Annotated in this window: 25 protein-coding genes; 24 read left to right on the forward strand and 1 reads right to left on the reverse strand. The window is 46.4% G+C overall.

The features are described from left to right. Nucleotides 1–44: 44 nt before the first annotated feature. The 7 genes from flgM (at nucleotide 45) to FBY58_RS03220 (ending at nucleotide 6,370) form a co-directional block, all read left to right on the forward strand. Nucleotides 45–476, forward strand: a complete 432-nt coding sequence (gene flgM, locus FBY58_RS03190) for a flagellar biosynthesis anti-sigma factor FlgM (RefSeq protein WP_141919457.1) — start codon at nucleotides 45–47, stop codon at nucleotides 474–476. After that, the gene (locus tag FBY58_RS03195; RefSeq protein WP_141919458.1) at nucleotides 476–793 is read left to right on the forward strand and encodes a hypothetical protein; all 318 of its coding nucleotides are present in this window, start codon (nucleotides 476–478) and stop codon (nucleotides 791–793) included. The genes flgM and FBY58_RS03195 overlap by 1 nt, the downstream gene beginning before the upstream one ends. Nucleotides 794–1,203: 410 nt before the next feature. Continuing rightward, nucleotides 1,204–3,327, forward strand: a complete 2,124-nt coding sequence (flhA, locus tag FBY58_RS03200) for a flagellar biosynthesis protein FlhA (protein WP_141919459.1) — start codon at nucleotides 1,204–1,206, stop codon at nucleotides 3,325–3,327. Beyond that, on the forward strand, nucleotides 3,327–4,148 hold the full coding sequence (locus FBY58_RS03205) for an AAA family ATPase (protein ID WP_141919460.1): 822 nt from the start codon (nucleotides 3,327–3,329) through the stop codon (nucleotides 4,146–4,148). Before flhA ends, FBY58_RS03205 begins: the two co-directional genes overlap by 1 nt. Continuing rightward, nucleotides 4,138–4,881: a FliA/WhiG family RNA polymerase sigma factor gene (locus tag FBY58_RS03210; RefSeq protein WP_141919461.1), complete on the forward strand. Its 744-nt coding sequence runs from the start codon at nucleotides 4,138–4,140 to the stop codon at nucleotides 4,879–4,881. The genes FBY58_RS03205 and FBY58_RS03210 overlap by 11 nt, the downstream gene beginning before the upstream one ends. A 116-nt stretch (nucleotides 4,882–4,997) precedes the next feature. Further along, a complete protein-coding gene (locus tag FBY58_RS03215; protein ID WP_141919462.1) occupies nucleotides 4,998–5,684 on the forward strand; it encodes a glycosyltransferase family 2 protein in 687 nt (228 codons plus the stop codon). Nucleotides 5,685–5,743: 59 nt separating this feature from the next. After that, nucleotides 5,744–6,370 (forward strand): glycosyltransferase family 2 protein, encoded by a 627-nt coding sequence (locus tag FBY58_RS03220; protein WP_141919463.1) that lies wholly within the window; start codon nucleotides 5,744–5,746, stop codon nucleotides 6,368–6,370. A gap of 95 nt (nucleotides 6,371–6,465) precedes the next feature. On the opposite strand, the gene FBY58_RS03225 is transcribed toward FBY58_RS03220, so the two are convergent. Continuing rightward, nucleotides 6,466–7,293, reverse strand: coding sequence for a flagellin (locus FBY58_RS03225; RefSeq protein ID WP_141919464.1), 828 nt, complete (start codon nucleotides 7,291–7,293; stop codon nucleotides 6,466–6,468). Between the two features lie 689 nt (nucleotides 7,294–7,982). Here FBY58_RS03225 and FBY58_RS03230 point away from each other — a divergent pair. The 17 genes from FBY58_RS03230 to fliD all read left to right on the forward strand — a co-directional run bounded on the left by FBY58_RS03230 (nucleotide 7,983) and on the right by fliD (nucleotide 24,756). Beyond that, on the forward strand, nucleotides 7,983–9,308 hold the full coding sequence (locus tag FBY58_RS03230) for a sigma-54-dependent Fis family transcriptional regulator (protein ID WP_141919465.1): 1,326 nt from the start codon (nucleotides 7,983–7,985) through the stop codon (nucleotides 9,306–9,308). Between the two features lie 72 nt (nucleotides 9,309–9,380). Further along, the gene (gene fliE, locus FBY58_RS03235; RefSeq protein ID WP_141919466.1) at nucleotides 9,381–9,755 is read left to right on the forward strand and encodes a flagellar hook-basal body complex protein FliE; all 375 of its coding nucleotides are present in this window, start codon (nucleotides 9,381–9,383) and stop codon (nucleotides 9,753–9,755) included. 3 nt (nucleotides 9,756–9,758) lie between these two features. Further along, nucleotides 9,759–11,591 (forward strand): flagellar basal-body MS-ring/collar protein FliF, encoded by a 1,833-nt coding sequence (gene fliF, locus FBY58_RS03240; protein WP_141919467.1) that lies wholly within the window; start codon nucleotides 9,759–9,761, stop codon nucleotides 11,589–11,591. Next, entirely contained in the window at nucleotides 11,584–12,618 is a 1,035-nt protein-coding gene (gene fliG / locus FBY58_RS03245) for a flagellar motor switch protein FliG (protein ID WP_141919468.1), read from the forward strand. The genes fliF and fliG overlap by 8 nt, the downstream gene beginning before the upstream one ends. After that, nucleotides 12,611–13,372 carry a hypothetical protein gene (locus tag FBY58_RS03250; RefSeq protein ID WP_141919469.1) on the forward strand — a complete coding sequence of 254 codons (762 nt, stop codon included), beginning with the start codon at nucleotides 12,611–12,613 and terminating at the stop codon, nucleotides 13,370–13,372. The genes fliG and FBY58_RS03250 overlap by 8 nt, the downstream gene beginning before the upstream one ends. After that, on the forward strand, nucleotides 13,369–14,700 hold the full coding sequence (locus tag FBY58_RS03255; RefSeq protein WP_141919470.1) for a FliI/YscN family ATPase: 1,332 nt from the start codon (nucleotides 13,369–13,371) through the stop codon (nucleotides 14,698–14,700). Before FBY58_RS03250 ends, FBY58_RS03255 begins: the two co-directional genes overlap by 4 nt. Next, a complete protein-coding gene (locus tag FBY58_RS03260; protein ID WP_141919471.1) occupies nucleotides 14,697–15,122 on the forward strand; it encodes a flagellar FliJ family protein in 426 nt (141 codons plus the stop codon). The genes FBY58_RS03255 and FBY58_RS03260 overlap by 4 nt, the downstream gene beginning before the upstream one ends. Further along, entirely contained in the window at nucleotides 15,119–17,572 is a 2,454-nt protein-coding gene (locus tag FBY58_RS03265) for a flagellar hook-length control protein FliK (RefSeq protein ID WP_141919472.1), read from the forward strand. The genes FBY58_RS03260 and FBY58_RS03265 overlap by 4 nt, the downstream gene beginning before the upstream one ends. A 12-nt stretch (nucleotides 17,573–17,584) precedes the next feature. Beyond that, nucleotides 17,585–18,160, forward strand: coding sequence for a flagellar basal body-associated protein FliL (gene fliL, locus FBY58_RS03270; protein WP_141919473.1), 576 nt, complete (start codon nucleotides 17,585–17,587; stop codon nucleotides 18,158–18,160). Then, on the forward strand, nucleotides 18,157–19,155 hold the full coding sequence (locus tag FBY58_RS03275) for a flagellar motor switch protein FliM (RefSeq protein WP_141919474.1): 999 nt from the start codon (nucleotides 18,157–18,159) through the stop codon (nucleotides 19,153–19,155). The genes fliL and FBY58_RS03275 overlap by 4 nt, the downstream gene beginning before the upstream one ends. Continuing rightward, entirely contained in the window at nucleotides 19,152–19,463 is a 312-nt protein-coding gene (gene fliN / locus FBY58_RS03280; protein WP_141919475.1) for a flagellar motor switch protein FliN, read from the forward strand. The genes FBY58_RS03275 and fliN overlap by 4 nt, the downstream gene beginning before the upstream one ends. A gap of 5 nt (nucleotides 19,464–19,468) precedes the next feature. Then, nucleotides 19,469–19,780 carry a flagellar biosynthetic protein FliO gene (gene fliO / locus FBY58_RS03285; protein ID WP_141919476.1) on the forward strand — a complete coding sequence of 104 codons (312 nt, stop codon included), beginning with the start codon at nucleotides 19,469–19,471 and terminating at the stop codon, nucleotides 19,778–19,780. Between the two features lie 4 nt (nucleotides 19,781–19,784). Then, the gene (gene fliP / locus FBY58_RS03290; RefSeq protein ID WP_141919477.1) at nucleotides 19,785–20,729 is read left to right on the forward strand and encodes a flagellar type III secretion system pore protein FliP; all 945 of its coding nucleotides are present in this window, start codon (nucleotides 19,785–19,787) and stop codon (nucleotides 20,727–20,729) included. After that, on the forward strand, nucleotides 20,726–21,001 hold the full coding sequence (locus FBY58_RS03295) for a flagellar biosynthetic protein FliQ (RefSeq protein WP_141919478.1): 276 nt from the start codon (nucleotides 20,726–20,728) through the stop codon (nucleotides 20,999–21,001). The genes fliP and FBY58_RS03295 overlap by 4 nt, the downstream gene beginning before the upstream one ends. 13 nt (nucleotides 21,002–21,014) lie before the next feature. Beyond that, nucleotides 21,015–21,809: a flagellar biosynthetic protein FliR gene (fliR, locus tag FBY58_RS03300; RefSeq protein ID WP_141919479.1), complete on the forward strand. Its 795-nt coding sequence runs from the start codon at nucleotides 21,015–21,017 to the stop codon at nucleotides 21,807–21,809. Next, nucleotides 21,802–22,944, forward strand: a complete 1,143-nt coding sequence (gene flhB / locus FBY58_RS03305; RefSeq protein ID WP_141919480.1) for a flagellar type III secretion system protein FlhB — start codon at nucleotides 21,802–21,804, stop codon at nucleotides 22,942–22,944. Before fliR ends, flhB begins: the two co-directional genes overlap by 8 nt. Before the next feature lie 114 nt (nucleotides 22,945–23,058). After that, a complete protein-coding gene (gene fliD, locus FBY58_RS03310; protein WP_141919481.1) occupies nucleotides 23,059–24,756 on the forward strand; it encodes a flagellar filament capping protein FliD in 1,698 nt (565 codons plus the stop codon). Nucleotides 24,757–24,772: the final 16 nt, after the last annotated feature.

The raw sequence follows: 24,772 nt of genomic DNA on the forward strand, positions 1-24,772 counted from the left end.
CAGGAGCTTTTTATTATTAGTATTTTGCAATCGGGGCTAATTACATGGTCGACAGTATCGGAAAATCAAGCAGCGGGTTAACGCCAGTCAGTGCTGTTTCATTAAACACTTCAAATGCCTCTGGTGATGCAAGTTCCGCCCAGACGACGGTATCGACGACTGATGATAGTTCAAAGTCTTCTTCGGTAACATCGGTCTCCGGTGTGAAGAGTACTACATCGACTGAGTCAACCGCATCTTCTACCAGCAGCACGGCCAAGGCCAAAAGCACGACGTCAACGGCGGCTAGCTTTTCAGAAGCGCTTGCAGTTGCTGGCCCTCCTGTTAATAAAGCAAAGATACAGGCAATCCGTGCTTTGATTGCAGAGGGTCGTTATCCTATCAGTGCTAGCATGATCTCAGCAAAGATGGTTCAGTATGAGACGTCGGATAGTTCGACGACTTCTTCTGCGTCCTCTGTCTCATCCGGTTCTTAATGAGTGAGCAATATTTGAGTGAATTAAAAAACGCCGTTATCGGTCTAGTGAACGCATTGGACGGACAGAGCGTAGATGATATTGAAGCTGCCTGCGCAGAGGTATCTGCCGCAGTCCAAAAGGTTAAAGAACAGGATGCTTGGCATACCACTGATTCTCTACGTGAGACCTTGCAACTTGCGATGAAGCAAGCTGAAGCGGGCAGGCAGCGTAGTCTTTATAGCGCCGACATGATGCAAAAACTGTTAAGCCAGATGGCTATTTATGGCTTAACAGATGCGCCTTTGGCTTATCGGCGGACAGGCAAATTTCAATAGTTTGATCATAGGTCTGACGATTTTTCCTTACCTAAGTGTCAACTTTGCCTTCACTTTATAATAAATATGACGGTTTCCCCCGATTGTGCTTTGATATTATTTATTTGCCATAATGGATGGTAAAGATTGGTTTTACCGCTTTTTTGTTCCAAAATGGATTGCTGTCTGGGTTTTGATGCCAAAAAATAACCCATTTTATAAAAAAATTTCCCTAAAAAATTTATATTACCCAAAAACAACATTATATATTTCTAAATATTATGTTGTTTTTTTGTTTAAAAAACTTAACAAATTGTGGCACAAAAATTGCTACCTTTAAATGTGAATTTGGAAGATGTCGTAAATTTGGCAGGAGTGAGGATGACCGGCAAAGGCAAAATTAGTCGTCTTGTGAAAAAGGGAAGCATGTAATGGCTACCGCAGCCGTCAGAAAAACGATCTGGCTTGCCGCTGGGCGCACGGCTATTTTGCCCGTGGCTATTTTGGTGCTGGTCGGGTTGATGGTTGTGCCGGTGCCGACAGCGGTGCTGGATATCGGCTTTATTACCAATATCACGATCTCTCTGGCTGTTCTTATGGTGTCGTTGAACGCTGCCAAGCCGTTAGACTTTTCTTCTTTCCCGACCGTTTTGCTTTTCGCTACTCTGCTACGGTTGTCTCTTAATGTCGCATCGACGCGTGTTGTTTTGGTGAATGGCCATACCGGCGCAAATGCGGCCGGGATGGTGATTGAATCCTTTGGGCATTTCTTGATCGGCGATCATTATGTCGTCGGTATTTTCATCTTTTCCATTCTGATGATTATTAACATGGTTGTTGTCACCAAGGGGGCTGGCCGTGTTTCGGAAGTTTCCGCCCGTTTTACCTTGGATGCTATGCCAGGTAAGCAGATGGCAATTGATGCCGATTTAAATGCTGGTTTAATTACGCCAGAAGATGCCAAGTTAAGACGGCAGGAAGTCGCCACCGAAGCTGGTTTCTACGGATCGATGGATGGTGCGTCTAAATTCGTGAAAGGGGATGCCGTTGCGGGTGTCCTTATTCTGTTGGTCAATATTATCGGCGGCCTTATCCTTGGCGTTTTCAGCTATAATATGAACTTTAGCGATGCAGCCTCTAACTATATCCAGTTAGCGATCGGTGATGCTTTGGTCGCGCAGATCCCATCTTTTCTGTTGTCATTTGCAACAGCCTCTATTGTTACCCGCGTTTCATCTACCTTCGATCTTACCGGACAAATTGTCAGCCAGTTTAATTCAGCACGGGCATGGACGCCGGTTGCGGTTATTTTAGGTTTTTTGGGCATTGTTCCAGGTATGCCGCATTTTGTTATTCTGCCTGCGGCGGGGCTTTCTGGATGGACGGCGTGGAAATTGCACAAATCGGCCCAAGCAGAAGCTGCACTCAAAAAAGAACCTGCACCGGTTTTGGTTCCCGATACGCCACCGCCTGTTTCATGGAATGACGTGTCTGATGGTGCAGTTTTAGCTTTGGAAATCGGTTATGGCCTTATTGCATTGGTGGATGAGCGCAAAAAAGCCCCACTTATGGCACGTGTGACGGGTATTAGACGGCAATTGTCGCGTGATTTAGGCTTTGTTATTCCTTTGGTTCGGGTGCGTGATAACCTTTCTTTGGGGGCAAACAGCTATCGCATCAGCGTTTCGGGCGTTGTGACGGGCGAAGATCAGGTTTGGCCGGATCAGCTTTTGGCGCTTAACAATGGTGAAGCCGATGGCACCTTGGAAGGGCGCGCTGCCAAAGATCCAAGCTTTGGGCTAGATGCAGTCTGGGTGCCTGAAAATCGCCGCTCTGATGCTATCGTCGCGGGTTACACAGTTGTCGATGCTGCGACGGTTATTGCAACTCATCTTAATCAGTCTATTATCAGCAACGCCTCTGATCTCTTTGGCATGGATGATGCCCAAAAATTATTAGATATGTTAAAAGAAACTGCACCTCAGCTTGTGTCCGCTGTGACACCGCAGCCGCTACCTTTGGCAGTGATTACGCTGATATGCCGTTCTTTGTTGTGGGAAGGTGTCTCTCTTCACGAATTCCGCCGCATTATTGAAGCCATGGTAGATGCCGTTAGAGAAGAAACCGAACCTAATGCCCTGTTGGAAGCAATCAGAATTCGCATCGGTGGCATCATTGTTCAGTCTATTGTTCCGGTTAAAATGCCGCTTCCGGTGGTGACTTTTGAACCAAAGCTGGAAGCTTTGCTTTCGCAAGGGGTGCGGTCAGGACCACAGGCTGCACATCCATTTGAACCTGCTCTTGCAAGTCGGATTGTTTCCGCTTTGGAATCGGCCGCGCATCCGTTGTTGTCTAGTGGACAGCGTTTTGCCATTGTTACTTCTCCGGTTATCAGGCGGCCTTTGGCACGTCTTTTGAAGCCACATTTTTCTGAAATTTCGGTTCTATCTTTTCTTGAAATTCCAGACGGAAAGCCGGTAGAGGTCGTTGCTGTTGTCGGGGATGGCCAGACATCTTCGGCTTCTATAGCTAACAAGGCGGAGGCGGTGTCCTAATGCCCGTAAACGTGACACGAAACCTTCAAGTGATCGCCGTTGCCAGTGGTAAAGGTGGTGTCGGCAAGACCAATGTCATTGCCAATTTGACAGCAGCGCTTGCAAAAATAAAGCAGCGCACTTTGCTGTTAGATTGTGATTTGGGCATGGCGGATGCCGGTATTGTATTGGGCATGAATTCCGACCGGACGATTGAAGATATTTTGACCGGACGGCGTGAATATGAAGATGTCGTCCAAAATGGTGTTTTTGGCCTGAAATTGGTGCCAGGCGTCAATGGTGCCGGACGCATCATGGAAATGGATGCTGTTGCCAAACGCCGTTTAGTCGACAGCTTGCGCCCTTGGGTGAAATCTTTTGACTATATTTTGCTGGATAATCCGAGTGGTGCCTCTGCAAGCTCACTTTCTTTGATGGCTTCTGCCGATCAGGTAGTTCTGGTTCTTTCGTCTGAACCAACCTCTTTCATGGATGGCTATGCCCTTATCAAGTTGTTAGCGCTTGAATATAAGGTAAAAGAAATTCTGGTCGTTACTAATATGGTTGAGGACGAAACAGAGGGGCGTGATTTATTTCGGCGTTTTTCAGATGTGTCTGGCCGTTTTCTGGGCATAAAACTACATCATCTGGGATCCGTCCCGCGTGACTCGCATATTCGAGAATCGGTATTAAGAAAGCGTTGCTGCTTGGATTTATTTCCAAAAGCCCGCGCATCAGAAGCGTTTGAACGCTTGGCTCATCGGTTAAATGACTATACCTTACCTAAAAAGCTAAGGCGCAGTAATTTCTTTTCCAGTTTGGAGACGGTGAGTGCATCTTGATGATTTTGACGTTCCAGACTCCTCACCAGACGTTTACAGCCGACACCCGTCAAAAAAGAATGTCGAAGCGTTAATCAAAGGGCATCTTCAACTGGTTCGTAAAATTGCATGGCATGTGCATGGCCGTGTCTCTTCTGCGATTGAAGTCGAAGATTTGATCCAAATTGGTATGGTTGCCCTGATTGAATCTGCAAACGCTTTTGAAAATCGGGGCTTTGCCTTCGCGACCTATGCTTCGATGCGGATAAGAGGTGCGATGATTGACTATATGCGTCAACATGCCGCCACCGCGCGTTCCAGCATTGCCCGACAAAAAACCATGAATAAGGTTCGGGGCGAGTTAAGCTCTATCCTTGGTCGTCAACCAGCCGATTCCGAAATGGCTGAAAAAATGGGTATGTCGCCCAGCGAATATCGGGAATGGGCTGATGGCGCGATAAATATTCGGCAAGAATCTTTGGATGACGTGTATTCTGATCATTCTAGCGTTTTTACCGATCATGATGCTGATCAAGCGAGCGGGATGGAACGCGAGGCTTTACAAGAAGCCTTGACTGAACAAATTAAAACCCTCCCAGAGCGGGAAGCGTTGGTTTTACAGCTTTATTATGTTGAAGAATTGAACCTGAAAGAAATCGGGGAAGTTCTAGATCTTGGCACTGCGAGAATTAGTCAGATTAAAAAATCGGCAGTAGATCGCCTACGCCAAAAAATGACGGATTGGCGGCATTAGAGCCATAAAAAACGATAAAAACAGGCAAACTGCCGATATCGTCATTATCCTTCTATCAACTATCAATCGCTATCATCAATTTTAAGGTCAATTCCGGCCTTTTTGAGGAATTCTACATGGAACAGGGCGAAACCAAACAGCCAAAAATCGCAATCGCGATTATTGCACCGGGTGACATGATTTTGGTTGAATTTTCAATCAGCGCCATGGGTATGATTCAACATGCAAAAGATTTGGAAACCAATGTTATTTGTGGTCGATCCTCTATTCTGGCCGGTGCCAAAAATATAGCAGTAAAAGAATCCCTAAATTGGGATGCCGATTATATTTTATTTTTATTTGGTGATATTACTTTCCCGAATGATGTTTTGCATCGTTTGTTAGCCCATAAAAAAGATATCATTGGCGTTACTTATCCGAAACCGATTGCGCCTTATAACTTGCTGGGCATCACTGATGACAATCAGGATCAAGAAGACTTGGCGAATGGCTTGCTGAAAATGCGCTATATGCCGGGTGGATGTTTATTGGTGAAGGCCGATATCTTTAAAAAGCTCGATCCGAATTTACCCTATTTTTATTATGATGTATTTCAGGATGATGTCATGGGCGATGACTTCGTCTTCTGTGATCGCGTCCGTGAATTGGGCTATGACATCTGGTGTGATGCCAATTTATCTGCCGATATTGGCCGCATTGGTCAGCGGGTTTACCATATGCCAGAGATTGAAGAACGTCGTTTGCATATGGAACAGCAACTACTGGAAGCTGAAAAAGCCAAACAATTACCGCCTTCTGCCTGATCTTTCAGGTTATTTGGTAAGTTCTTTTTCTATTCCCGCTTTGCTGCAAGGACCGTATCATGACAGCAAAACCATCCAATGCGCCGATGAAAATTGCTCTTTGTTTTCCATCAGGCCCAATGGTGCATGTCGATTTTATGATTTCGACCGCATTGATGATGCAACAAACACCTAATGTCGACTTCATTTTGATTAACAATAAATCGCCGAATATTTCTGTGTCGCGTAATGCTTGTGTTGCGATGGCACAGGAGGCTCAAGCCGATTATCTGTTCTTTTTGGACAGTGATATGGATGTGCCACCAGATACCATCACAAGATTTTTGTCCCATAACAAGGATATTATCGGCGCTAATTATAGCAAAAGATTAGAAGAATTTTCTTTGGCTGGTAATGAGATAGTCGAAAAGCCCGAAGATTTGGTCGATCATGGATTATTGCCTGCTGTCTTTATTCCAACGGGCTGCCTGCTGATTAAAATGTCAGTTTTTGATAACCTTCCTAAACCCTATTTCTTTTTTGGTTTACGGGAATATGAAGATAAAGATGAAAGAGCCATTTTTGGGGAAGATTTTGTCTTTAGCGTCAAAGTAAGAAGTTCTGGTTATGAGCTGTGGTTTGATATGGATGTTACCCAAAAGGTAAAACATATCGGTCAGCTTCCTTATAAAATGAATGGCATTTAATTCTTTTTAGTTTTTAATTGTCTTTAAAATAAGAAAGCCGCCCGAATATCGGGCGGCTTCTTTTTTGTTCTTTTGAAACTGTTTTAAAGTAAAGATTACTTCAACAGGGTCAGAACGTTCTGCTGGGACTGGTTAGCCTGTGCCAGCATGGCGGTTGAAGCCTGGCTGAGGATCTGTGAACGAGCAAGGTTGGTCGTTTCAGAAGAATAGTCAGTGTCCTGAATACGGCTACGAGCGTCAGACAGGTTGGTGACGTTAGTGGTCAGGTTGTTGACGACCGAGCTCAGACGGCTTTCGGAAGCACCGAGACCTGCACGAACCGTGTTGACGGAGGTCAGAGCTGCACTGATGGTGGAAAGTGCTGCGAGAGCTGCCGTTGAGGTTGAAACAGACAAGGAGCTGACGACTTTACCGAGGGTAGAAAGGCTACCGATAGAAATCGTGACCTGATCGGTTGCAGTTGCGTTGGTTGCACCGGTCTGGATTTTGAAGCTCGTTGAAGCCGTGCTGCTGAACAGTGCTTTACCATTGAAGTTGGTGCCACCGATAACCTGTTTGATCTGAGCCTGAAGCTGCGTAACTTCAGTGTTCATGTCAGTACGGTCACTGGCCTGGTAGGTGCCGTTGGCAGACTGAACAGCCAACTGGTTAACGCGTTGTACCATGTTGGTGACTTCACCCAAAGCACCGTCAGCAGTCTGAGCCAAAGAAACACCATCGTTGGCGTTGCTGATTGCCTGGTTCATACCGTTGATCTGGGCGGTCATGGAACTGGAAATAGCAAGACCGGCAGCGTTATCAGAAGCACTGTTGATGCTCTTACCGCTGGACAAACGGGTCATGGAGGTGTTCAGAGCAGTATCAGCCTGACGTGAAGCATTCTGGGCGCGAAGAGCACTGGTGTTGGTATTAATAACGGTCACAAATAAATTCCTTCTCAAAAAAAAGAGCCGTTAGAGAGGGGCAGCAGGACTATGTTTCAGGTCCGTGACCGCCATAAATTCAGTAACGACCAGTCCTGATTTTTTTTTAATTCTTCGCTTTAATTTTTTTAAAAAATTGTCTTCTAAAAATATTAAATCATTGAAATAAAATGATTTTTATTTTTATTTTACGTTTTTTGAGCCTTAGAATTGAACCCTTGCCAGAATAAGAAGATGTTATTTTTAGCTTAAAATAAGCTTGTTTTTATAATTAAAGTGTTGACGGAATTTTGACGCTTTTAGATGCGACTCTTATCCATATTCGAAGTATCGTGTCATTTTTTAATCAACCCTATCCGAAATAGACCTATCGCTAGGGAGACATAAAAATGCGGTCTATCCCGTTATTTGTCTTTCTTATTTCTGACTGATCGGGGTGTAATTTCCCATTCAAGCTATTGAAAATATTAAGAAACAGCCTGTACGGTTAGTCTTATACCCCAATCAGTCAGAAATATTTCGATAGAAAATCTTGCTTGATTTTAACCCCTAAAAGGGTTTTTGACGGTTAAATAAGAGAATGGGAAATAAAATGGCATAGTTTTTGCTTTTCCAACAATCACGGTTAGGTGACTGTAAAAACAGCGCCTAGCGGATGGAAGCATCCTTTTAAGAAGGCGGAAATCCTGATGGAAAGAAACAGGGGAAAACAAGGTCAGACCGACAGTCTGGCCGATGCAGCTATCGGTGTCAGCCCTATCGTGGCCGACCAGATGCCTGCATTAGCACCATGGCTCAATAGTCTGGGGCTAAGCTGCGCTCCGTTGGGAAAAACACCTTCGGCTTTTATCATTCGGTTGCTTTCTCCCTATGAACGGCATTTAGCCGGTCAACGAGACGTTATTATCCATTTTCGTGAAGCTTTGCCGAAGCTGAAATTTCACAGGGCAGGGCAGCCCGCAGAAATCAGTTTTGGATCTTCGGATTGCTCTTTTGGTTTCGCTTTGATCGCGGGATTGGTCAGACCAGCTGGACGGCCTGCTGTCGGGGATAAACAAACCGTTGACCTGTTAAATATCGCCGCCCGTATTGCGGACAGCAATGCAACTATTCTTGTGCAGGGCGAAACCGGCACCGGAAAAGAGGGCGTTGCCCGCTATATCCATAGAATGTCACGCCGATCAGATCAGGCTTTTATCCCTGTCAACTGTGCGGCTTTGCCTGAAACCATGCTGGAAGCGATGCTTTTTGGTTATGTTAAAGGCAGCTTCACTGGTGCGATGGCGGATAATAAAGGGCTTTTCCGTGCAGCAGATGGTGGCACACTGTTATTAGATGAAGTGTCAGAATTACCGCTGGGGCTGCAAGCTAAATTATTACGTGTCTTACAAGAACAGGAAGTTCTTCCGATAGGCGCTTCTGAACCTTGCTCGATTAATGTAAGAATTATCGCTGCGGCAAACCGTGATCTTGCACAGGAAGTCGCTGCGAAAAATTTCCGTGCCGATCTATATTGGCGGTTAAATGTTGTGCCGGTCACTTTATTGCCCTTGGCACAGCGGAAACAGGATATCCGCGTTTTGGCCGCAGCCTTGCTGCTTCGTCATGCACCTGCCGATACGGATTTCCCGTGGTTGACCAATAGCGCGCTTGATCTTTTGCAAAGACATAGCTGGCCAGGAAATGTGCGCGAGCTTGAAAACTGCCTGCAACGCGCCATTCTTTTACATCGCGGTGTGCGGATCGAAGCGAGCGATCTTCTAATAGATTCTGCTGATCTTCTGAACCCGCCGGTTATAACAGCTGTTGTTGAAAGCGCTCCGTATTCCATCGGAGACCATGCGAGAAAAAATCTCTCTCTGGGCTTGGCAGATGCGGCTCGTGCGGCTGAGCATAAAGTTATCGAAGAAGCCTTGCTGGCTACTAATGGCCATCGTCGTCAGGCGGCGCAGCGGCTGGGGATCAGCGAACGCACCTTGCGATACAGGCTCGCCGGTATGCGCACGGCTTCATAACGCCATCATCTTTTCTTGCCATTCAATTATTAAAATAAAATCGGATTATAACCGATATATTCGGGGAAAACTATGACCACGCTTGATACATCCAGCCTTACCGAGATGCAAAATTCTATTTTGCAGCGTGCCAGCACGTTAAAAAATGCTGCCGGATTATCAACCTCGGCAACGAACGGGGTAGGGGGTACCTCGGCTGTTGCCGACGGAAGCCAAAGCGGGGGTATCTTAAGCTTTAATGATGCCCTTAAAGACGCCATGTCGAGTGTAAATGATTCCTACATCCAGTCCACAGAAGCACAGGATGCTTATCAAAAAGGCGAAACCACCGACATCGCTTCGGTCATGTTAAGCCGTCAAAAAGCCTCCGTCGCTTTTCAGGCAACCCTGCAAATGCGTAACCGCCTGATGGATGCCTATAAAACCATTATGAATATGTCGGTGTAATAAATGGCAGATGTTGTTCCTACACCGGATAATGCGGCTGGCAGTGTCGCCGTTCCGGCACCCTCTGGCGCTTTGGCTAACTTTCTGGCCAATAACGACCGCGTAAACAAAGTTTACGAGCGGGTGAAAGACTTTGTTCAGCAACCCGCTATCAAACGTAGTCTGCCCTTGATGGGGCTGATTAGTTTGACGGCGATCGGGGCGTTGATCTGGTTCTTGTTATCGGCACCACCACAGCGGGATTTATATCCGGGTGCAGGCGATGCTGATCGGGCATCTATTGCCAGCGTATTGGATACCGGCGGTATTCATTACACGATCAGTCGCAATAATGGCGTTATCTCGGTCTCGGAAAAAGACTATTACAAAGCGCGGATGCTTTTGGCGCAGCAAGGCCTGCCGAAATCGGCACCTGATGGCGATCATATGATCAGCTCTTTGCCGCTGGGTGCGAGCCGTGCGGTTGAAGGTGAGAGATTGCGGGCGGCACGTGAAGTCGATCTAGCCCGCACGATTGAAACCATTGACGTTGTTAGTCAGGCGCGGGTGCATATTGCTGAACAACAGCCGAGCCCCTTTGTTCGCGAACAGGTGCATGGAACAGCCTCTGTCATGCTGAAACTGGTCACTGGCCGCAACCTGTCAAATACGCAGGTGCAGGCTATCCAGAATTTGGTGGCGTCTTCAGTGCCGGGTATGGCACCTGAAGCGGTATCAGTTGTGGATCAGGCGGGCCATCTTTTATCGGCAACTTCTAATGCTGATAATGATGCCAATGATCGTCAGTTGCGGTTACAGCAAACCATCGAAGCCCGTTATATGGATGCTTTGAACAAGCTGTTGGTGCCATTATTGGGTGAAAACAACTTTACTGCTGAAGTTCATACCGATCTGGATTTCACCGAAAGTCAGGCAACAAGAGAAAGCTATCCGAAAGAAGGCTCTCTTCGTTCTGAAAGTGGTAGCTGGAATAAAGACGGTGGGCCTGATCAGAATGGCGGCATTCCGGGTGCTATGTCTAACATGCCTCCGACGCCTGCGAACCCGACCCAGAACCCGCCGCCTAATTTGCAGCCACCAGCGCAGCCCAATAATCAGCAAAATGCTCAAAATGGCCAGAATGGTCAGCAGGCACAGCAAGGACAAAATGCCCGTGCACCTGGTTCTGTTCCGGCAGAAACGGCACAGCAGGCGCAGTCTAGAACCTCTGAAAACTTCAACCGTTACTATGAATTAGGCCGTGAAGTATCTGTCGTTCGCAATCCGACTGGATCAGTAAAACGGGTTTCTGTTGCGCTGGCTCTTCGTCAGATTAACCACGGTAAACCGCCGTCCCCTGAACAGGTTGCCCAGCTTGAAAAGCTGATCAAAGGTGCCATCGGTTTTGATGCATCGCGTGGTGATGTTGTTGCGATCAGCTCTTCTGACTTCATGGGTGGCAGTGTCTTTAGCCTGCCTTGGTATCAAAATAGCTGGGTGCCGTTATTGGCACGTAACCTTTCGGCTCTTTTGGTTGCGGCTTTGGTTATCTTCGGCTTTGCACGTCCTTTCCTGAAAGCGCGCGCAGAAGCCGCTGAAAGAAGCCGCATTGCTGAAAATCCGTTGCCGCAGTTGGAACAAACCAACATCGACAACCTGATCGCAGAAGGCGAAGAACCTTCTGAAGAAAGCAATAGTCAGGCCATTACTCTGGATATGATTGATGCCGCTCCGGGCTATAAAGCAAGGGTCGAAATGGTACGACATTTCGTCAAACAAGACCCCGCCCGTGCTGCTTTGGTTGTGCATGACATGATGCGTTCAGACCTCAAATCGCTGGAGAGTCACAATGGCTGAGGACGCCGATAGCAAAAAAGAATTAAGCGGCACCCAATCCGCAGCCATTCTGATGATGTTGATGTCGAAGGAAGAGGCGGCTTCTATTCTTAGCCGCCTTGATCCTGAAGAAGTTCAGCGTCTGGGTGAAGCCATGTTTGCGGTTTCCGATATTTCGCAACGGCAAATCGAAACGGTTCTTGATAACTTTACCACGCGGGCAAGAGCCAGAACAACGCTCGGTTTTGATGCGGATAAGCAAATTCGCAGCATCATGGAACTGGCCTTGGGTGAGGAACGTGCTGAAAATGTTATGGCGCGTATCACGCCTGTTGCCCATACAACGGTTCTTGATACCCTGAAATGGATGGATGCCCGCACGATTGCGACGCTGATCGAAAACGAGCATCCGCAGATTGCCGCCTTGGTGCTCGCTTGTCTTGATCCTGTTGTGGCAGCCGATGTTCTTGAACAGCTGGATGATGGTCTGCAACCGGATATTATTTACCGTATTGCGACCCTCGATACTGTTTCGGTTGAAGCCTTAGAAGAACTTGAACGCCTGTTATTGGGACAAGTTTCCAGAGTGGGTTCGACCAATGGTGGTGGTGCCAATGCTATTGGTGGTGCACATCGTGGTGGTGCTGCTGAAGCTGCCCAGATCGTTAATAATATGAGCGATGGTGAACAGCGTCTGATGAAGGCGGTCTCCAAAATGGATAAATCGCTGGCAAGAGCAATCGAAGACGAAATGTTCGTCTTTGACGATCTTAACGATCTTGATGATCGTAACCTCGGTACTCTGTTGCGGGCGATCGATAACGATATTCTGGTTGTGGCACTTAAAGGTGCGCAAGAAGAGCTTAAGTCCCGGATGCTGGGTTGTATGTCAAAACGTGCGGCCGAAGCGATCGAAGACGAAATGGCCGAACGTGGACCTATGCGGGTATCCGAAGTTCAGGAAGCCCAGAAGCAGGTTCTCAATATTGCACGTAAACTCGCCGAGAGCGGCTCTATTATGTTAGGCAAGGGGGATGACTATGTCTGATGACCCCAGACAAGACATCCAACCTTATGAAGCTCAAGCGATTGTAGAGGCAGATAAAACCTCTGCTCAAAAAACGCCTTTCGTTGCCATAAAAAAGGCAAAGCCGCCTTTTGTCCCTTGGGTGGTTCGTTTTGGCTTGGTGCCAGAAGAACCCAAGGAAGAGGACAAAATCGAAAAATCTTCTTCTGAAGAATCGGTTCAGTCCGAGGCGGAAAAAAAGGCAGCGGCAGAAGCCGAAGAAGCTATGCCTCAGCCAGAAGCGATATTGCCGCCTCCGGTCGATGTAGAAGCTATAAAAAAAGAAGCTTATGATCAGGGTTTCCAGCAGGGTCGGAATAGTACCCTAATTGAAGTTAAAGAAGAACGGCAGGCCGTTGGTCAATTGGCTCGTTCTTTGGAAGTCTTAAAGGCTGAACCGCCACGTGCCTTGGCTTCTGTTTTGGCCGATGTCGTCGATCGTCTGGTTCACCAGATTATAGGTGAAGTTCCGATCGATGTTGTCCGTTTGAGAAAGCGGATTGATGCGGTCGCCGATATGATTACCGACGAAATGAAGCCTTGCTGCATGTTTCTTAATCCGGCGGATATCTCAAGATTGGGTGGTGTCGCTTTACCTGTTGAAATCAAAGAAGATCCATCTTTACCGGAAGGTAGCGTTCGGCTGGAAACCAGCCAAGGCTATATTGAAAACGGTACCAAAAGCCTTTTGGAAAAAATGGATGGTCTTTTGGTTGAGGTGGGAGCCGAAGCATGAGCGAAAGCCTGGCTGCCTATGCGGGTCGTATCCTTGGTCATGTCTCGATTGACGAGGGCACCCCTCGTTGGATTGGGAAATTGGTCGCCTATGATGGCTTGATGTTGGAAGCGACAGGCTTTCCCATGCCTATCGGTCATGGGGCGCTTATCATGGATGCCAATGGTCAGTCTTCTCGCGCTGAGGTCGTCGGGTTTCGGGGTAAGCATACTTTGCTTATGGCGCTTGATTCTGATGCGCCACATAATCCCGGTGCAAGAGTTGAGCCCGATAGACAGTTAAGTGTGGTTCAAGTCGGAGATGGTTTGCTAGGACGTGTTATTGGTGCCTTGGGGGAGCCACTGGATAGCTTGGGTCCTGTGATTACTGATGAATATTGGCCATTGACCGGAAAAATGGGCAACCCTCTTAATCGTGGGCGCGTTACGCAGCCTTTTGATATGGGGGTTCGGGCTATCAATGCTTTATTGACGGCAGGGGTTGGTCAACGAATTGCGATTATGGCCGGATCAGGTGTCGGTAAATCTGTCTTGATGGGGCAGATGATTGCTGGTGCGAAAGCAGATGTTATCGTCACCGGTTTGATCGGTGAACGGTCACGCGAAGTAACCGACTTTGTCGAGACCAAAATTGGCGAGGATGTTCGTCCCAAAAGTGTTGTCGTGGCGGTACCTGCCGATCATCCACCTGTATTACGCTTGCGAGCTGCAATGCGGGCAACGGCTATTGCCGAGTATTTTCGAGCAAAAGGCAAAAAAGTTCTTTTGTTAATCGATAGTTTGACCCGTATTGCCCATGCCCAACGTGAAGTCGGTCTATCCCTTGGTGAACCGCCAACGATCAAAGGCTATCCACCTTCTGCTTTGGGGCTTATCCCGCGGTTGGTCGAAAGAGCTGGTATCGATATTCATTCAAAAGGATCGATTACCGCTATCTATACGGTATTGGCCGATGGCGATGATCCTGATGATCCTATCGTCGATACAGCAAGAGCAATTGTCGACGGGCATATTATTTTGTCTCGTTCTTTGGCGGAGCAGGGAGTCTTTCCAGCTATTGATCTTGGTAGATCGCTGTCCCGTGTGATGAGTGATATTATCACGTCTGGACACAAGCAGGCGGCGGCGCATCTTCGCCGTTTGTGGTCTGTTTACGAAGAAAACCGTGATCTTATCCTGATGGGCGCGTATCGTAGCGGAACCGATGCCTCTATTGATGAAGCCATTAATCGTCATAAAGATGTTTTGGACTTTATTCGGCAGGGACAAAATGAGAGAGTGGATCTGTCCACTTCGATTGCCGCTCTGATAGAAAGGTTCGCTGGATGACGCAGAAACTTTCACGCCGGAAAAGAATTGCTAAAGTGCGTCATGTTCAGCATTTACAGGCGCAAAATGAGTTGATGCGCGCGGAAGGTCGGGTCAACAGTTTATCCGCCTCTGTCGAGCGGTTAACCGAAATTCAGTCTTCATTAAAACCGGTCACAGGTCGGGTAAATGGCGCCACTATGGCGAATGCTGGAGAGTTGATGCTGCGTTTGGATACGGCTTATAAGGATTTGACGGCGATGCTGGATCAGGCGCAAATAGTCGTAGAGCGACAGCGCCAGAAAAAAATTCAAACAAAAATTCAGCATGAGACCGCAAAAAAGTTACATGATGCCGTAAAAGAAGAAATACAGAAGACTCAAGAACGTCGTCTGATGACTATAAACGGGCACCGCCCCCCTAAACGAGGTGAAGCATTATGACAGATGTCACGCCAATTCTATCTTCGGCAGGGTCTTCTTCGACCTCTTCTGCTTCTGGTTTATCCGTGGGCGGTACGCAAAAAGCGAAAGCGAATCCGTTTGATGATCTGTTGAACTCTGTTCAGGCAGTATCGGTTCCTGATGCAAAAAAGATAATTGTTGCCGACAAGAAATCGACCGATTCCAATCTAATGACGGCGGCACCTTTATTGAAAGCAAGTAAAACCGATAAGACCACAGCTGCCGATACATCGACGAAAACAACATTGGTCGTAAGCCCCAAAGATTCGGTTGTATCAAATGCCCCGGCAAAATCTTTTGTCCCTGCGCAAAAAGTGGCGGTTCAGCAGAAAATACTTTCTGATAAGCCGACGGTGCAAGAAGACACATCAGAACGTGATAATCAGAATGATGCGGATGCCAATCCCGTCGTTGCTTTGTCGGATGATGACGCGGATTACACCTTGCCTTCTGTTAAAAAATTGTCGCAGAACTCTATGGATTTATTGGCTTCGGTCGGTGTTCATGTAGATCAGGATGATGACAGCGATTCTATTTCTGGATGGTTACCAGAAACAGAAGAAAGCCAAACGCCGCAGCCTGCTGAAACGGCGCTCCAACAAAATGTTGGTTATAATGTTGCTTTCTTATCGGCATTGAAGACCGATCCAGAGACTGCCTCTGACGCTAAAATCGCATCATCCGATGATGCGCAAGCAAGTGACACAGTCAACGAAGATTTATCTGATAGCGATGATCAAAGCCAAATCTCCAATAATGTCGCAGATAATGGTTTGATTGGCTTGGCTGCTGCCATGAGTGCTTCGCCTGTTTTGGCTTCTGCCGTTCAGGCTACGATTGCTCAACAGAATAATGTGAATGATGCGGCGATGGCTTCCTCTCCCATCACATCCGGGTTAAAAGATGTAACGTCGATTTCTGGTCAAGCCGATAATAATACCAGTTATACAACGGCAGCCTCTGTATCGAATCTATCGATATCTCCAGCCATTTTTAATGATCCCAAAATGGTCTCTGTGGATGATGATGCCGTAAAATTAGCTGAGACAAAATTTTCGCTTGATACCGGAAGTGTGGATGCAGCGCGTTCTCAAAATACGGTTCTTTCTACGGCAGATAAACCTGTATTGACGATAAAAGCGGACGATTCAAAATCTGTTCTAACCGATTTAACCTCTGCTCTTATGGCAAAGGCCAATGACGTTAAGAGCGACACTACGAAATTTTCTGATCCGACAAGACAGTCAATTTCTGTCGCTGGCAATTTCGCTGATGCTTTACAGCAGGGCGTGAGTGACAATTCGTATATTTCGGTTCTGGCTTCTGCTGTGGTGTCGGCCTCTGTATCGACAGACATGCCGCAATCTTTATCTGAAAATAGTGAGAAGCCCGCTGCGGCTGAAAATGGGCCTGCTACGCCGATCTCTGTGCCAACAGCGGCCGTAACGACGCCCATAACCACAGCTTCGGCAAATCAGAGCAACGCAATACCGAATATTGTAGCCGAAGTGGCACCTCGTCTTCAAAAAGGCGATAGCCATGGTAAAGAGACGGCAAATGCTTCTTTGAGCCGTTCAGAAGATCAGGCACAGAATAGCCAACAAACTGTAGATTCTGCATCTGCAAGCATGGCGTCATCCAATGACTTTCTTGGACTGAATGCTCAAGCGATTGGTAATAACAATCAAGGAAATGCTTATACCTTGGCTTCACAAAGTCAGGTTTCAGGATTTTCCGGCAGCGCTAGTGCTTCTAAAACGGGTTCGGTCAGCACAATATCGGACGAGCGTGTCAGTTCTAAAAAAGACGTCGAAATTGAAAGCGTTCATTCAGACGAAAATGTTTCTTCAACGGGAAATAATGATTTCTCTACGACGATGGCCTTAGCTGCAAATTTGGTTTCTACGGCTGGTAAAACGAATGCAGAAAATAATAATATTGCATTAGGGAATATAGTCCCCAGTCAAGATCAAGTTAGCGTTAATAATCAGCTTGATTTAGCGCATCAGAGCCTATGGCTCGATCAGTTGACGCGTGATATTGCGACGGCTTCAGGTTCCAATACTAATCTGACTTTTAACTTACATCCAGACCATCTTGGTATGCTGCATGTATCCATGCAATCAGCGGATAATGGGGTGGCTGTCCATATGACAGCCAGCAGCGAAGCTGCTCAGTCCATTATTGCGGGTGCTCGTCATGATTTGATGAATGAAGCCCATTCTCAAGGAGTACATATCACGGATGCACGGATTGATTTAAACAGCCAGACCATGTCACAGGAATCGGGGCAAGGGCAGCAAGCTAATCAGCAAATGGCCTATCAGCAACGGTCTAACGTTGCCGATCCGATTATTAATAATACAAGAAATGAACAACCGGACGATGACCTTGCTGAAGAGCAGAAGAATCGTGCGCGTTACGCTTAACAGGGGATGTAAGTGAGCGAAGACGACGCGAAATTGCCCAAAAAAGGCGGTTTATTAAAATCTATTGGGAAAATCCTGATTTTAGTAGTCATTATTATCGTGCTTGTTGCTATTGGTAGCGTCGCGGGCGGATATTTTTTGCCTAGATACATGCCCGCTATCTTTGCGCCAGCCACGGCTAATAATAATAACAAGGCGAGTGCATCAAAAGTTGATGAGAACTTACCTAAAAAAGTACCTTTAGATGAAAAAGATGCTTCTTCGGGACAGTTCAAAGCCAGCTATTTTGCTTTTGATAAGCCCTTTATCTCAAATGTGCAGAATAGTGGCAATCTGGTGCAAATCGGTATTGGCATTTCTACCTATTATGACGATAGGGTGATTAATAATGTCAAAAAGGATGAGCTGCCGATCAGATCAGCTATCTTGATGACCATTTCTAATCAGGACAACCAGACAATATCGACGGAAGCCGGTAAAAAGCAGCTTCAAAATCAAATTAAGGATGTCATCAATAACGTTCTTAAAGATAAAGAAGGCTTTGGTGGTGTTGATAGCGTCTATTTTACAAGTTTTCTTATCCAATGAGTAAATCCCCGAAATCCTCAAAAGATCAGGACGAGGCGACCTCCTTATCCGGCGCAGAAATGGATGCTTTGCTGGCCGAGCTGGGTAGTGATGATCCTGAAGAAGATTCTCCGCAGGAAAAAACGGAATTTGTCTTCGGTCAGGAAACGCTTAACCCTATCGTCCGTATGGCGGGTCTGGAACGGATCGCTGAAAAATTAGCGCGTCGATTAAGGCTTATCATCGAGCCTTTTGCCCGCGCCCGCACACAAGTCACCGTTGATGGTGTTGATATCCATCACTTTGAAAAATGGCGGCGGGATTTGCCCGAATTTGTCAGTATCAGTCTATATCGTCTGGCGCCGTTGAAGGGCGGAACCATGATCGTTATGGATCCTCAGTTTATTACGGGGCTGGTTGATGCGTTCTACGGTGGGACGGGTATTGTTACGCCTTCCCGTGCCAAAGAATTTACCCCAGCCGAAGAACGGTTGCTTGTTCGCCTTTCAGATACCATTGCTGAAAGTGTTGTTGAATCCTGGTCTGACGTGGTGCAATTAAACGCACAATTCCTCTCGAGAGAGACGAATGGTGCTTATGTTACCATGATACGGAATGATGAAGCGGTTGTTGTTCAGCGCTTCACTATTGTTCCGGGTAACGGTCGGGCAGCTAGGATTTCTATCGTTTATCCTCGGGCAACCCTTCGTCCTTTCGAAATGCATCTTGATACAAAAGTGCACGATGATGCCGGGCCAGCTGATGAAAACTGGACAAAGCGGATGCGTCTTGCCGTTTCGGCTATTCCCATTCCGATAAAAACGGTTTTAGCGCGCCCTCAAATTACGATGGGGCAGCTAAAAAATCTTAAAGTCGGTGAAGTTATTCCGATCGATATGCCAGAGCAATTACCCTTGATTGCTGGTACGAAAAAAATCGCTTATGGCAGCATTGGTGATCGTGACGGAAAAACAGCTTTGCTAGTTGAAAAACTTGAACAGGAACGGGAAATATGAGCGACGATTCAACAGGAAAAGAGAATAAATCGGTCAAGTCAAAGCGCGCTAAAGATTTAGGCTTGTTATCCGATATTCCGGTAAAGATGTCACTGGAAGTAGGTTCTACTTCTTTGTCTTTAGCCGAGTTATTGGATCTTGCTGAAGGCAGTGTGGTTGAGCTCGATCGTCAGGCAAATGAATTGTTGGACGTAGTCGTAAACGGTAAGTTGATTGCTAAAGGCGAAGTCGTTACGGTTAATGGCCGTTTTGGTGTCCGGATTGTTGATGTTGTTTCCAACGAAAACAATTCTGTTGGGGATGATTGATTATCATGATCGGCGGCTATCTCCTGCGTATGATGATTCCGCTAATTATTATTACGGGTTTAATCATACTGACATTGTGGTTGCTTAAGAAATTCAATCTGTTGCCTGCGTTACAATCAGAATTCTCCCAAAAAGGGCGCACAATAAAGTTAATCGAGACGTTAAGACTTGGGCGTAGGCAGCAGCTGGTCGTTGTTGAATTCTCTAATAAAAAGCTATTGCTGGCAGTGACAGATACAACAGTTAGCTGTTTATCCGAAACAGATAGCTCACCCGCTTTTTCTTTACCTGACCTACCCGAAATAGGGGATAAGTAATCTGATGACAGCCGCTAATTACAAACAGCCTGTCACTGTTTTTTCTGGGCAATTTTCGAAAAAACAATGCGAGAAATTGGGCATTTCAAAAATAAAATGGCTTATTTTAATTGGCTTATTGTCATCATTGTCCCTTGCAGTTCCGGCAACAGCACAGCATGCGCCAACAGCGCCCCATGCAGCAGAAAGGCCTGCACCGGCTGCAAAACCGGCTCCTCCATCGGCTCCAACGCCACCAGCACCGCCCGCTGATCGCAACGCTGGAGCCAGTAGTGCCGCATTAAGTCGTGGAATGAATACATTCCTTAATAACGGGAAGCCGCTGACTTTATCGCTGCAAATATTGCTGTTGATGACCTTGATGACGGTATTGCCGTCTATCATTCTCATGATGACCAGTTTTACCCGAATTATTATTGTGTTGTCGTTGCTCCGTCAGGCAATCGGTTTACAGCAGACACCGCCTAATCAGGTCTTAATTGGCTTGGCTTTGTTTCTTTCTCTTTTTGTGATGCGTCCCGTTCTGGATCAGATCAATACGACTGCCTTTTCTCCCTATGGAAAGGGAGAAATTCAGATCGAAGAAGCCATTATGCGTTCTGGTACAGCTTTGCATGGCTTTATGACGAAGCAAACCCGTAAAAATGACCTTCAACTCTTTACCGATTTGGCGCATCACCAGCGCTATGAAAATGCGGATTCTATTCCATTTACCGTGCTGGTTCCGTCCTTTGTTACCAGCGAATTGAAAACGGCTTTTGAAATTGGTTTTTTGATTTTTCTACCGTTTATTATTATCGATATTGTTGTGGCCTGCACATTGACTGCTTTAGGTATGATGATGTTGTCACCACAGATTATTTCAGCGCCATTTAAATTATTGTTGTTTGTTATGGTCGATGGTTGGGCCTTAACGATCGGTTCTTTAGCAGGATCCTTTATCCAATGAGCAGTGATCCCGACTATTTCATTGGTGTTGCGCAACAGGCCATGTGGATTACGGCCTTGGCTATTGCGCCGATATTGATACCGGCTTTGTTGGTGGGTTTACTAATTGGTATGGTTCAGGCCGCCACATCGCTTAACGAGCAGATATTAAGTTTCTTGCCTAAATTGGTCGTTATTGCGCTTATTCTGGCTTTGTTTGGCGGTAGCATTTTTGGTTTGATTGTCGATTTCATGCATGAAACCTACGGCCGGATTCCGGATTTAGTGCGTTAATGAGCGGTTTGCGATGATACCAGCACATCTGGCAGAGATAGAAAACTATCTCTGGATATGGTTAATTGCTTTGTTGCGGCCAGGCGCTGCCTTTGTTGCGGCACCATTATTGGGCGCCAATGCCTTTCCGGTTACGGTTAGGGTTATGCTGGCTTTGGCTGTCGGATTACCTTCTGTCATGGACGCGCATTTGATTTTGCCCGATTCAGGGCTGGTCTCCTTCACCGGTTTATTCTTGGTAGTAGGAGAGATTGTTACCGGTATTGCCATCGGCTTTGCTGTTCAAATTGGTTATTCGGCAGGATATTGCACCAGTGAACTTGTCGGGAACGCGATGGGTTTGGGCTTTGCGTCGATGATTGATCCCGTCAATGGCAGTAATTCCAATGTCTTGACGCAGATATTTACTATTTTGGGTGCTTTTTTCTTTTTGGCTGCTGACGGTCATCTTCTTTTGATACGGATTATTGCCGAAAGCTATCAGACGATGCCGGTAGGGGGCCCGGGATTGGATAGCCGGCTATTTTTGAAATTAACCGAATTTGCGGGGCAGCTTTTTTCAATTGGTTTGCTGATTGCTCTGCCGGTTACGTTTTCTATTATTCTGGTTCAGGTGATGATGGGTTTTCTATCGAAAACCGCACCCGCTCTTAATCTTTTTGCAGTTGGTATGCCGATGGCTTTGATTATCGGTATTCTTTTAATGGCCATTTCTGCTCCAGCTATTGGTGAAGGGCTTATGGATGCCATACGTTCTGGCCTCGATATGGCAGATAAGCTAGCAAAAACAGGAGCGGGGCATGGCTGATAGTGAAGTCGAACAAGACCAAAAAACAGAAGCCCCAACGGCGAAAAGATTAAGAGAAGTTGCCGAAAAGGGGGATGTTCTTCAATCGAAAGAATTGGGGATCGCCTTTGCCATGTTGGCATCTTTGGCATGGTTTTTGATGATCAGTCATACAATGGTTCATGATCTGACGGTTATGCTAAAGATGGGACTTTCTTTTGACTTTAACGCCTTTAGCAATTTTGACCCTTTCTCTGCGTTTTCTCGTTTAATAGCTTGTATTATTCTGCCTTTCTCGATGTTGTTTATTCTGATGATGGTTGCTGCCATTGCAGCACCAACTGTTCTAGGTTCTTTGGGGTTTCGATGGGAAGCTTTGAATTTTAAGGCAGATCGATTAAATCCAATTGCCGGTTTTTCCCGTATTTTTGGGCTGCAAGGCCTTTGGGAATTAGGAAAATCAATCGTCAAAATTTTGCTTATCGGTAGCCTTGGTCTATGGATTTTATGGCAACGATTGCCCCTGATTATGGAATTGGGGCGGCATGATTTTAAAGCAGCGATTAATGAAATCGGGCATATATTTTTAATATTAGTCTTGGTGTTGTCTTTAGCCTTGGCCGTGGTTGCTGCGATTGACGTTCCTATCCAAATTATGAGGCGTAATCGGCGCCTTCGGATGAGTAAGCAGGAAATTAAGGATGAAAATAAACAAACAGAAGGTTCGCCTGAAATAAAGGCCGCTGTCCGGCAGAGGCAAATTGCTGTATTCCGAGCATCTAACCGTAAGGCCATTCAAGATTCTACCGTTGTCATTGCTAACCCGACCCATTTTGCGGTTGCGTTAAAATATAAAGCCGGAGAGGATATAGCACCTATCGTCATGGCTAAAGGGGTTGATGAACTCGCTTTGGCGTTGCGTGAAATGGCTGATGATAATGATGTGCCGGTTTTGCATTATCCGCTTTTGGCCAGAGCAATCTATTTCACCTCCAATTCAGGTGAGTTAATACGGGAAGAGTTATATAAAGCCGTAGCCTCTATTCTGGCCTTTATTTTCCGTCTTAATGCAGGTGAGCCAGGGTTAACGCTACCTGTGATTGATGTCCCGGATGAAGTCCGCTTTGATGAAAACGGTCATCAGGCAAAAAAATAGACTTTAAGAACCTATAATCCAGCAAATTGGCCGTTTTATGTTTCCGGAATGGTTCGTTTTTACTATTTAACTTTGAACCTCTTCTGCCGTTATGAAGGGTGAAAGGATTGTTTTATGACAAGCTCAACTTCTGGCGTAACATCTACATCCTCATCGACGGCAGCCACCACGGCGGCGGCGACAACGTCATCATCATCTTCTTTGTCTTCGATCTTGACGACTTTGGGTGCTGGGTCAGGGCTTGATACCTCTAATCTGGTTAATGAGCTTGTCGCGGCATCCCAAGATCCGGTTCAAGAGCAGTTGGATGCGCAAAGTACTACCAATTCCAATCGGATATCGGCTTTAGGCACAATTACCTCGGATTTAAGTACTTTAAACACTTCTTTGGCTAGTTTGATTAGTGGTGGTTCGCTTTTAACGCAGCCAAGTGTTTCTGATACTTCTGTTATGACGGCGACCGCTGAAACGGGATCACGGTTAAGCAATCTTTCTGGTTCTATTCAGGTTAAGCAGCTGGCGCAGGCGCAGAGCATCAGCACTGGAGGTTATGATACGAGCAAAACCTTTGATGCTGGATCGCTGACCTTTACGAATAGCTATGGTAGTGCAACGGTTTCCATTGATGCGGGTTCATCGCTTTCCGATGTCGCTAAAGCAATTAATAAAAAACAAGCCGGTTTTACTGCAACCGTTTTGACCCAGTCATCAGGGCAGCAGCAGTTGATGGTTACCGGCATGACCGGTGACGCTTATGGCTTTAGCATTTCCGGTTCAGGCGGCGTTTCCGACATAAATTATGACAAGAGCTCTAATAGTGGCAGCATGACATCCAATGTTGCGGCTCAAGATGCCAAGCTTTCTTATAACAATGTCGATGTAACGCGTAGCTCCAACACTTTTGATGATTTGGTTTCTGGGGTTAGCATCACCTTAAAATCGACATCAACGCAGCCTGTTACCTTAGGCTCAACGCGTCAAACGGCGAATGTTCGGCAATCTATTTTGAACTTTGTTGATGCCTATAACCAGCTTTACTCTGATATCAGCACCAACACGGCTTTGGGTACGTCTTCTACTACAGCGGGCGTTCTGGCAAATGACTCAGGTGTCCGGACGCTGAAGTCTTCTTTGAATAACATGATTAACCAGAAGCTATCTTCAAATGGTACTTATTCTACTTTAGGTGAAGTCGGGGTCAGCATTAACCGTGACGGTACCTTGTCTGCTGACACGACGCAGCTTGATACGGCATTGGCCAATGATCCGGATTCTGTTGAAGCTTTGTTCAATCCAACGCAAAGCACCAGCAACTCTGCTGTTTCGATTACAAGCAGCATCAGCAAAGTGACGCCAGGAACCTATAAGTTATCAGATGTCACTTATGATGATTCTGGTAATATTACAGGTGCCAAATTAAATGGTAAGGATATGCTGGTTTCAGGAAAAAGCTTAATTGCTTCTTCCGATTCTCCAGCAGCAGGTCTTGTGCTGAAAATTAGTGGAAGCAGCGTTACGGATTCGACGATTTCAATCGATTCTGGGGTTGGTGGAGCTGTAAACCAGCTTTATAAGAATATGACGGCGACAGGTGGTGCCCTGACCGCTAGTAGCAATACTTATAGCAAGGTCACGACCTCTATTGCGAAAAAAGAAACTGATTTGACGTCTAAAATGACCGATTATCGGACTCGATTGACATCGCAATTTACGGCTATGAATACTGCGGTTTCAGGCTATAAATCGACCTTGAGCTTCTTGAAGCAGCAAGTCGCGCTGTGGACCAATAGCAGCAGCTCAAGCAGCAGCTAGAAGAAGATAAAAGGGC

Source organism: Zymomonas mobilis (assembly GCF_006715975.1).
In the GTDB taxonomy this organism is placed as follows: Bacteria; Pseudomonadota; Alphaproteobacteria; order Sphingomonadales; family Sphingomonadaceae; genus Zymomonas; species Zymomonas mobilis_B.

Excerpts from the sequence above, each read along its gene's own strand:
- flgM (WP_141919457.1), top strand. The coding sequence starts at position 45 with ATGGTCGACAGTATCGGAAAATCAAGCAGCGGGTTAACGCCAGTCAGT.
- FBY58_RS03195 (WP_141919458.1), top strand. The coding sequence starts at position 476 with ATGAGTGAGCAATATTTGAGTGAATTAAAAAACGCCGTTATCGGTCTA.
- flhA (WP_141919459.1), top strand. The coding sequence starts at position 1,204 with ATGGCTACCGCAGCCGTCAGAAAAACGATCTGGCTTGCCGCTGGGCGC.
- FBY58_RS03205 (WP_141919460.1), top strand. The coding sequence starts at position 3,327 with ATGCCCGTAAACGTGACACGAAACCTTCAAGTGATCGCCGTTGCCAGT.
- FBY58_RS03215 (WP_141919462.1), top strand. The coding sequence starts at position 4,998 with ATGGAACAGGGCGAAACCAAACAGCCAAAAATCGCAATCGCGATTATT.
- FBY58_RS03220 (WP_141919463.1), top strand. The coding sequence starts at position 5,744 with ATGACAGCAAAACCATCCAATGCGCCGATGAAAATTGCTCTTTGTTTT.
- FBY58_RS03230 (WP_141919465.1), top strand. The coding sequence starts at position 7,983 with ATGGAAAGAAACAGGGGAAAACAAGGTCAGACCGACAGTCTGGCCGAT.
- fliE (WP_141919466.1), top strand. The coding sequence starts at position 9,381 with ATGACCACGCTTGATACATCCAGCCTTACCGAGATGCAAAATTCTATT.
- fliF (WP_141919467.1), top strand. The coding sequence starts at position 9,759 with ATGGCAGATGTTGTTCCTACACCGGATAATGCGGCTGGCAGTGTCGCC.
- fliG (WP_141919468.1), top strand. The coding sequence starts at position 11,584 with ATGGCTGAGGACGCCGATAGCAAAAAAGAATTAAGCGGCACCCAATCC.
- FBY58_RS03250 (WP_141919469.1), top strand. The coding sequence starts at position 12,611 with ATGTCTGATGACCCCAGACAAGACATCCAACCTTATGAAGCTCAAGCG.
- FBY58_RS03255 (WP_141919470.1), top strand. The coding sequence starts at position 13,369 with ATGAGCGAAAGCCTGGCTGCCTATGCGGGTCGTATCCTTGGTCATGTC.
- FBY58_RS03260 (WP_141919471.1), top strand. The coding sequence starts at position 14,697 with ATGACGCAGAAACTTTCACGCCGGAAAAGAATTGCTAAAGTGCGTCAT.
- FBY58_RS03265 (WP_141919472.1), top strand. The coding sequence starts at position 15,119 with ATGACAGATGTCACGCCAATTCTATCTTCGGCAGGGTCTTCTTCGACC.
- FBY58_RS03275 (WP_141919474.1), top strand. The coding sequence starts at position 18,157 with ATGAGTAAATCCCCGAAATCCTCAAAAGATCAGGACGAGGCGACCTCC.
- fliN (WP_141919475.1), top strand. The coding sequence starts at position 19,152 with ATGAGCGACGATTCAACAGGAAAAGAGAATAAATCGGTCAAGTCAAAG.
- fliO (WP_141919476.1), top strand. The coding sequence starts at position 19,469 with ATGATCGGCGGCTATCTCCTGCGTATGATGATTCCGCTAATTATTATT.
- fliP (WP_141919477.1), top strand. The coding sequence starts at position 19,785 with ATGACAGCCGCTAATTACAAACAGCCTGTCACTGTTTTTTCTGGGCAA.
- FBY58_RS03295 (WP_141919478.1), top strand. The coding sequence starts at position 20,726 with ATGAGCAGTGATCCCGACTATTTCATTGGTGTTGCGCAACAGGCCATG.
- fliR (WP_141919479.1), top strand. The coding sequence starts at position 21,015 with ATGATACCAGCACATCTGGCAGAGATAGAAAACTATCTCTGGATATGG.
- flhB (WP_141919480.1), top strand. The coding sequence starts at position 21,802 with ATGGCTGATAGTGAAGTCGAACAAGACCAAAAAACAGAAGCCCCAACG.
- fliD (WP_141919481.1), top strand. The coding sequence starts at position 23,059 with ATGACAAGCTCAACTTCTGGCGTAACATCTACATCCTCATCGACGGCA.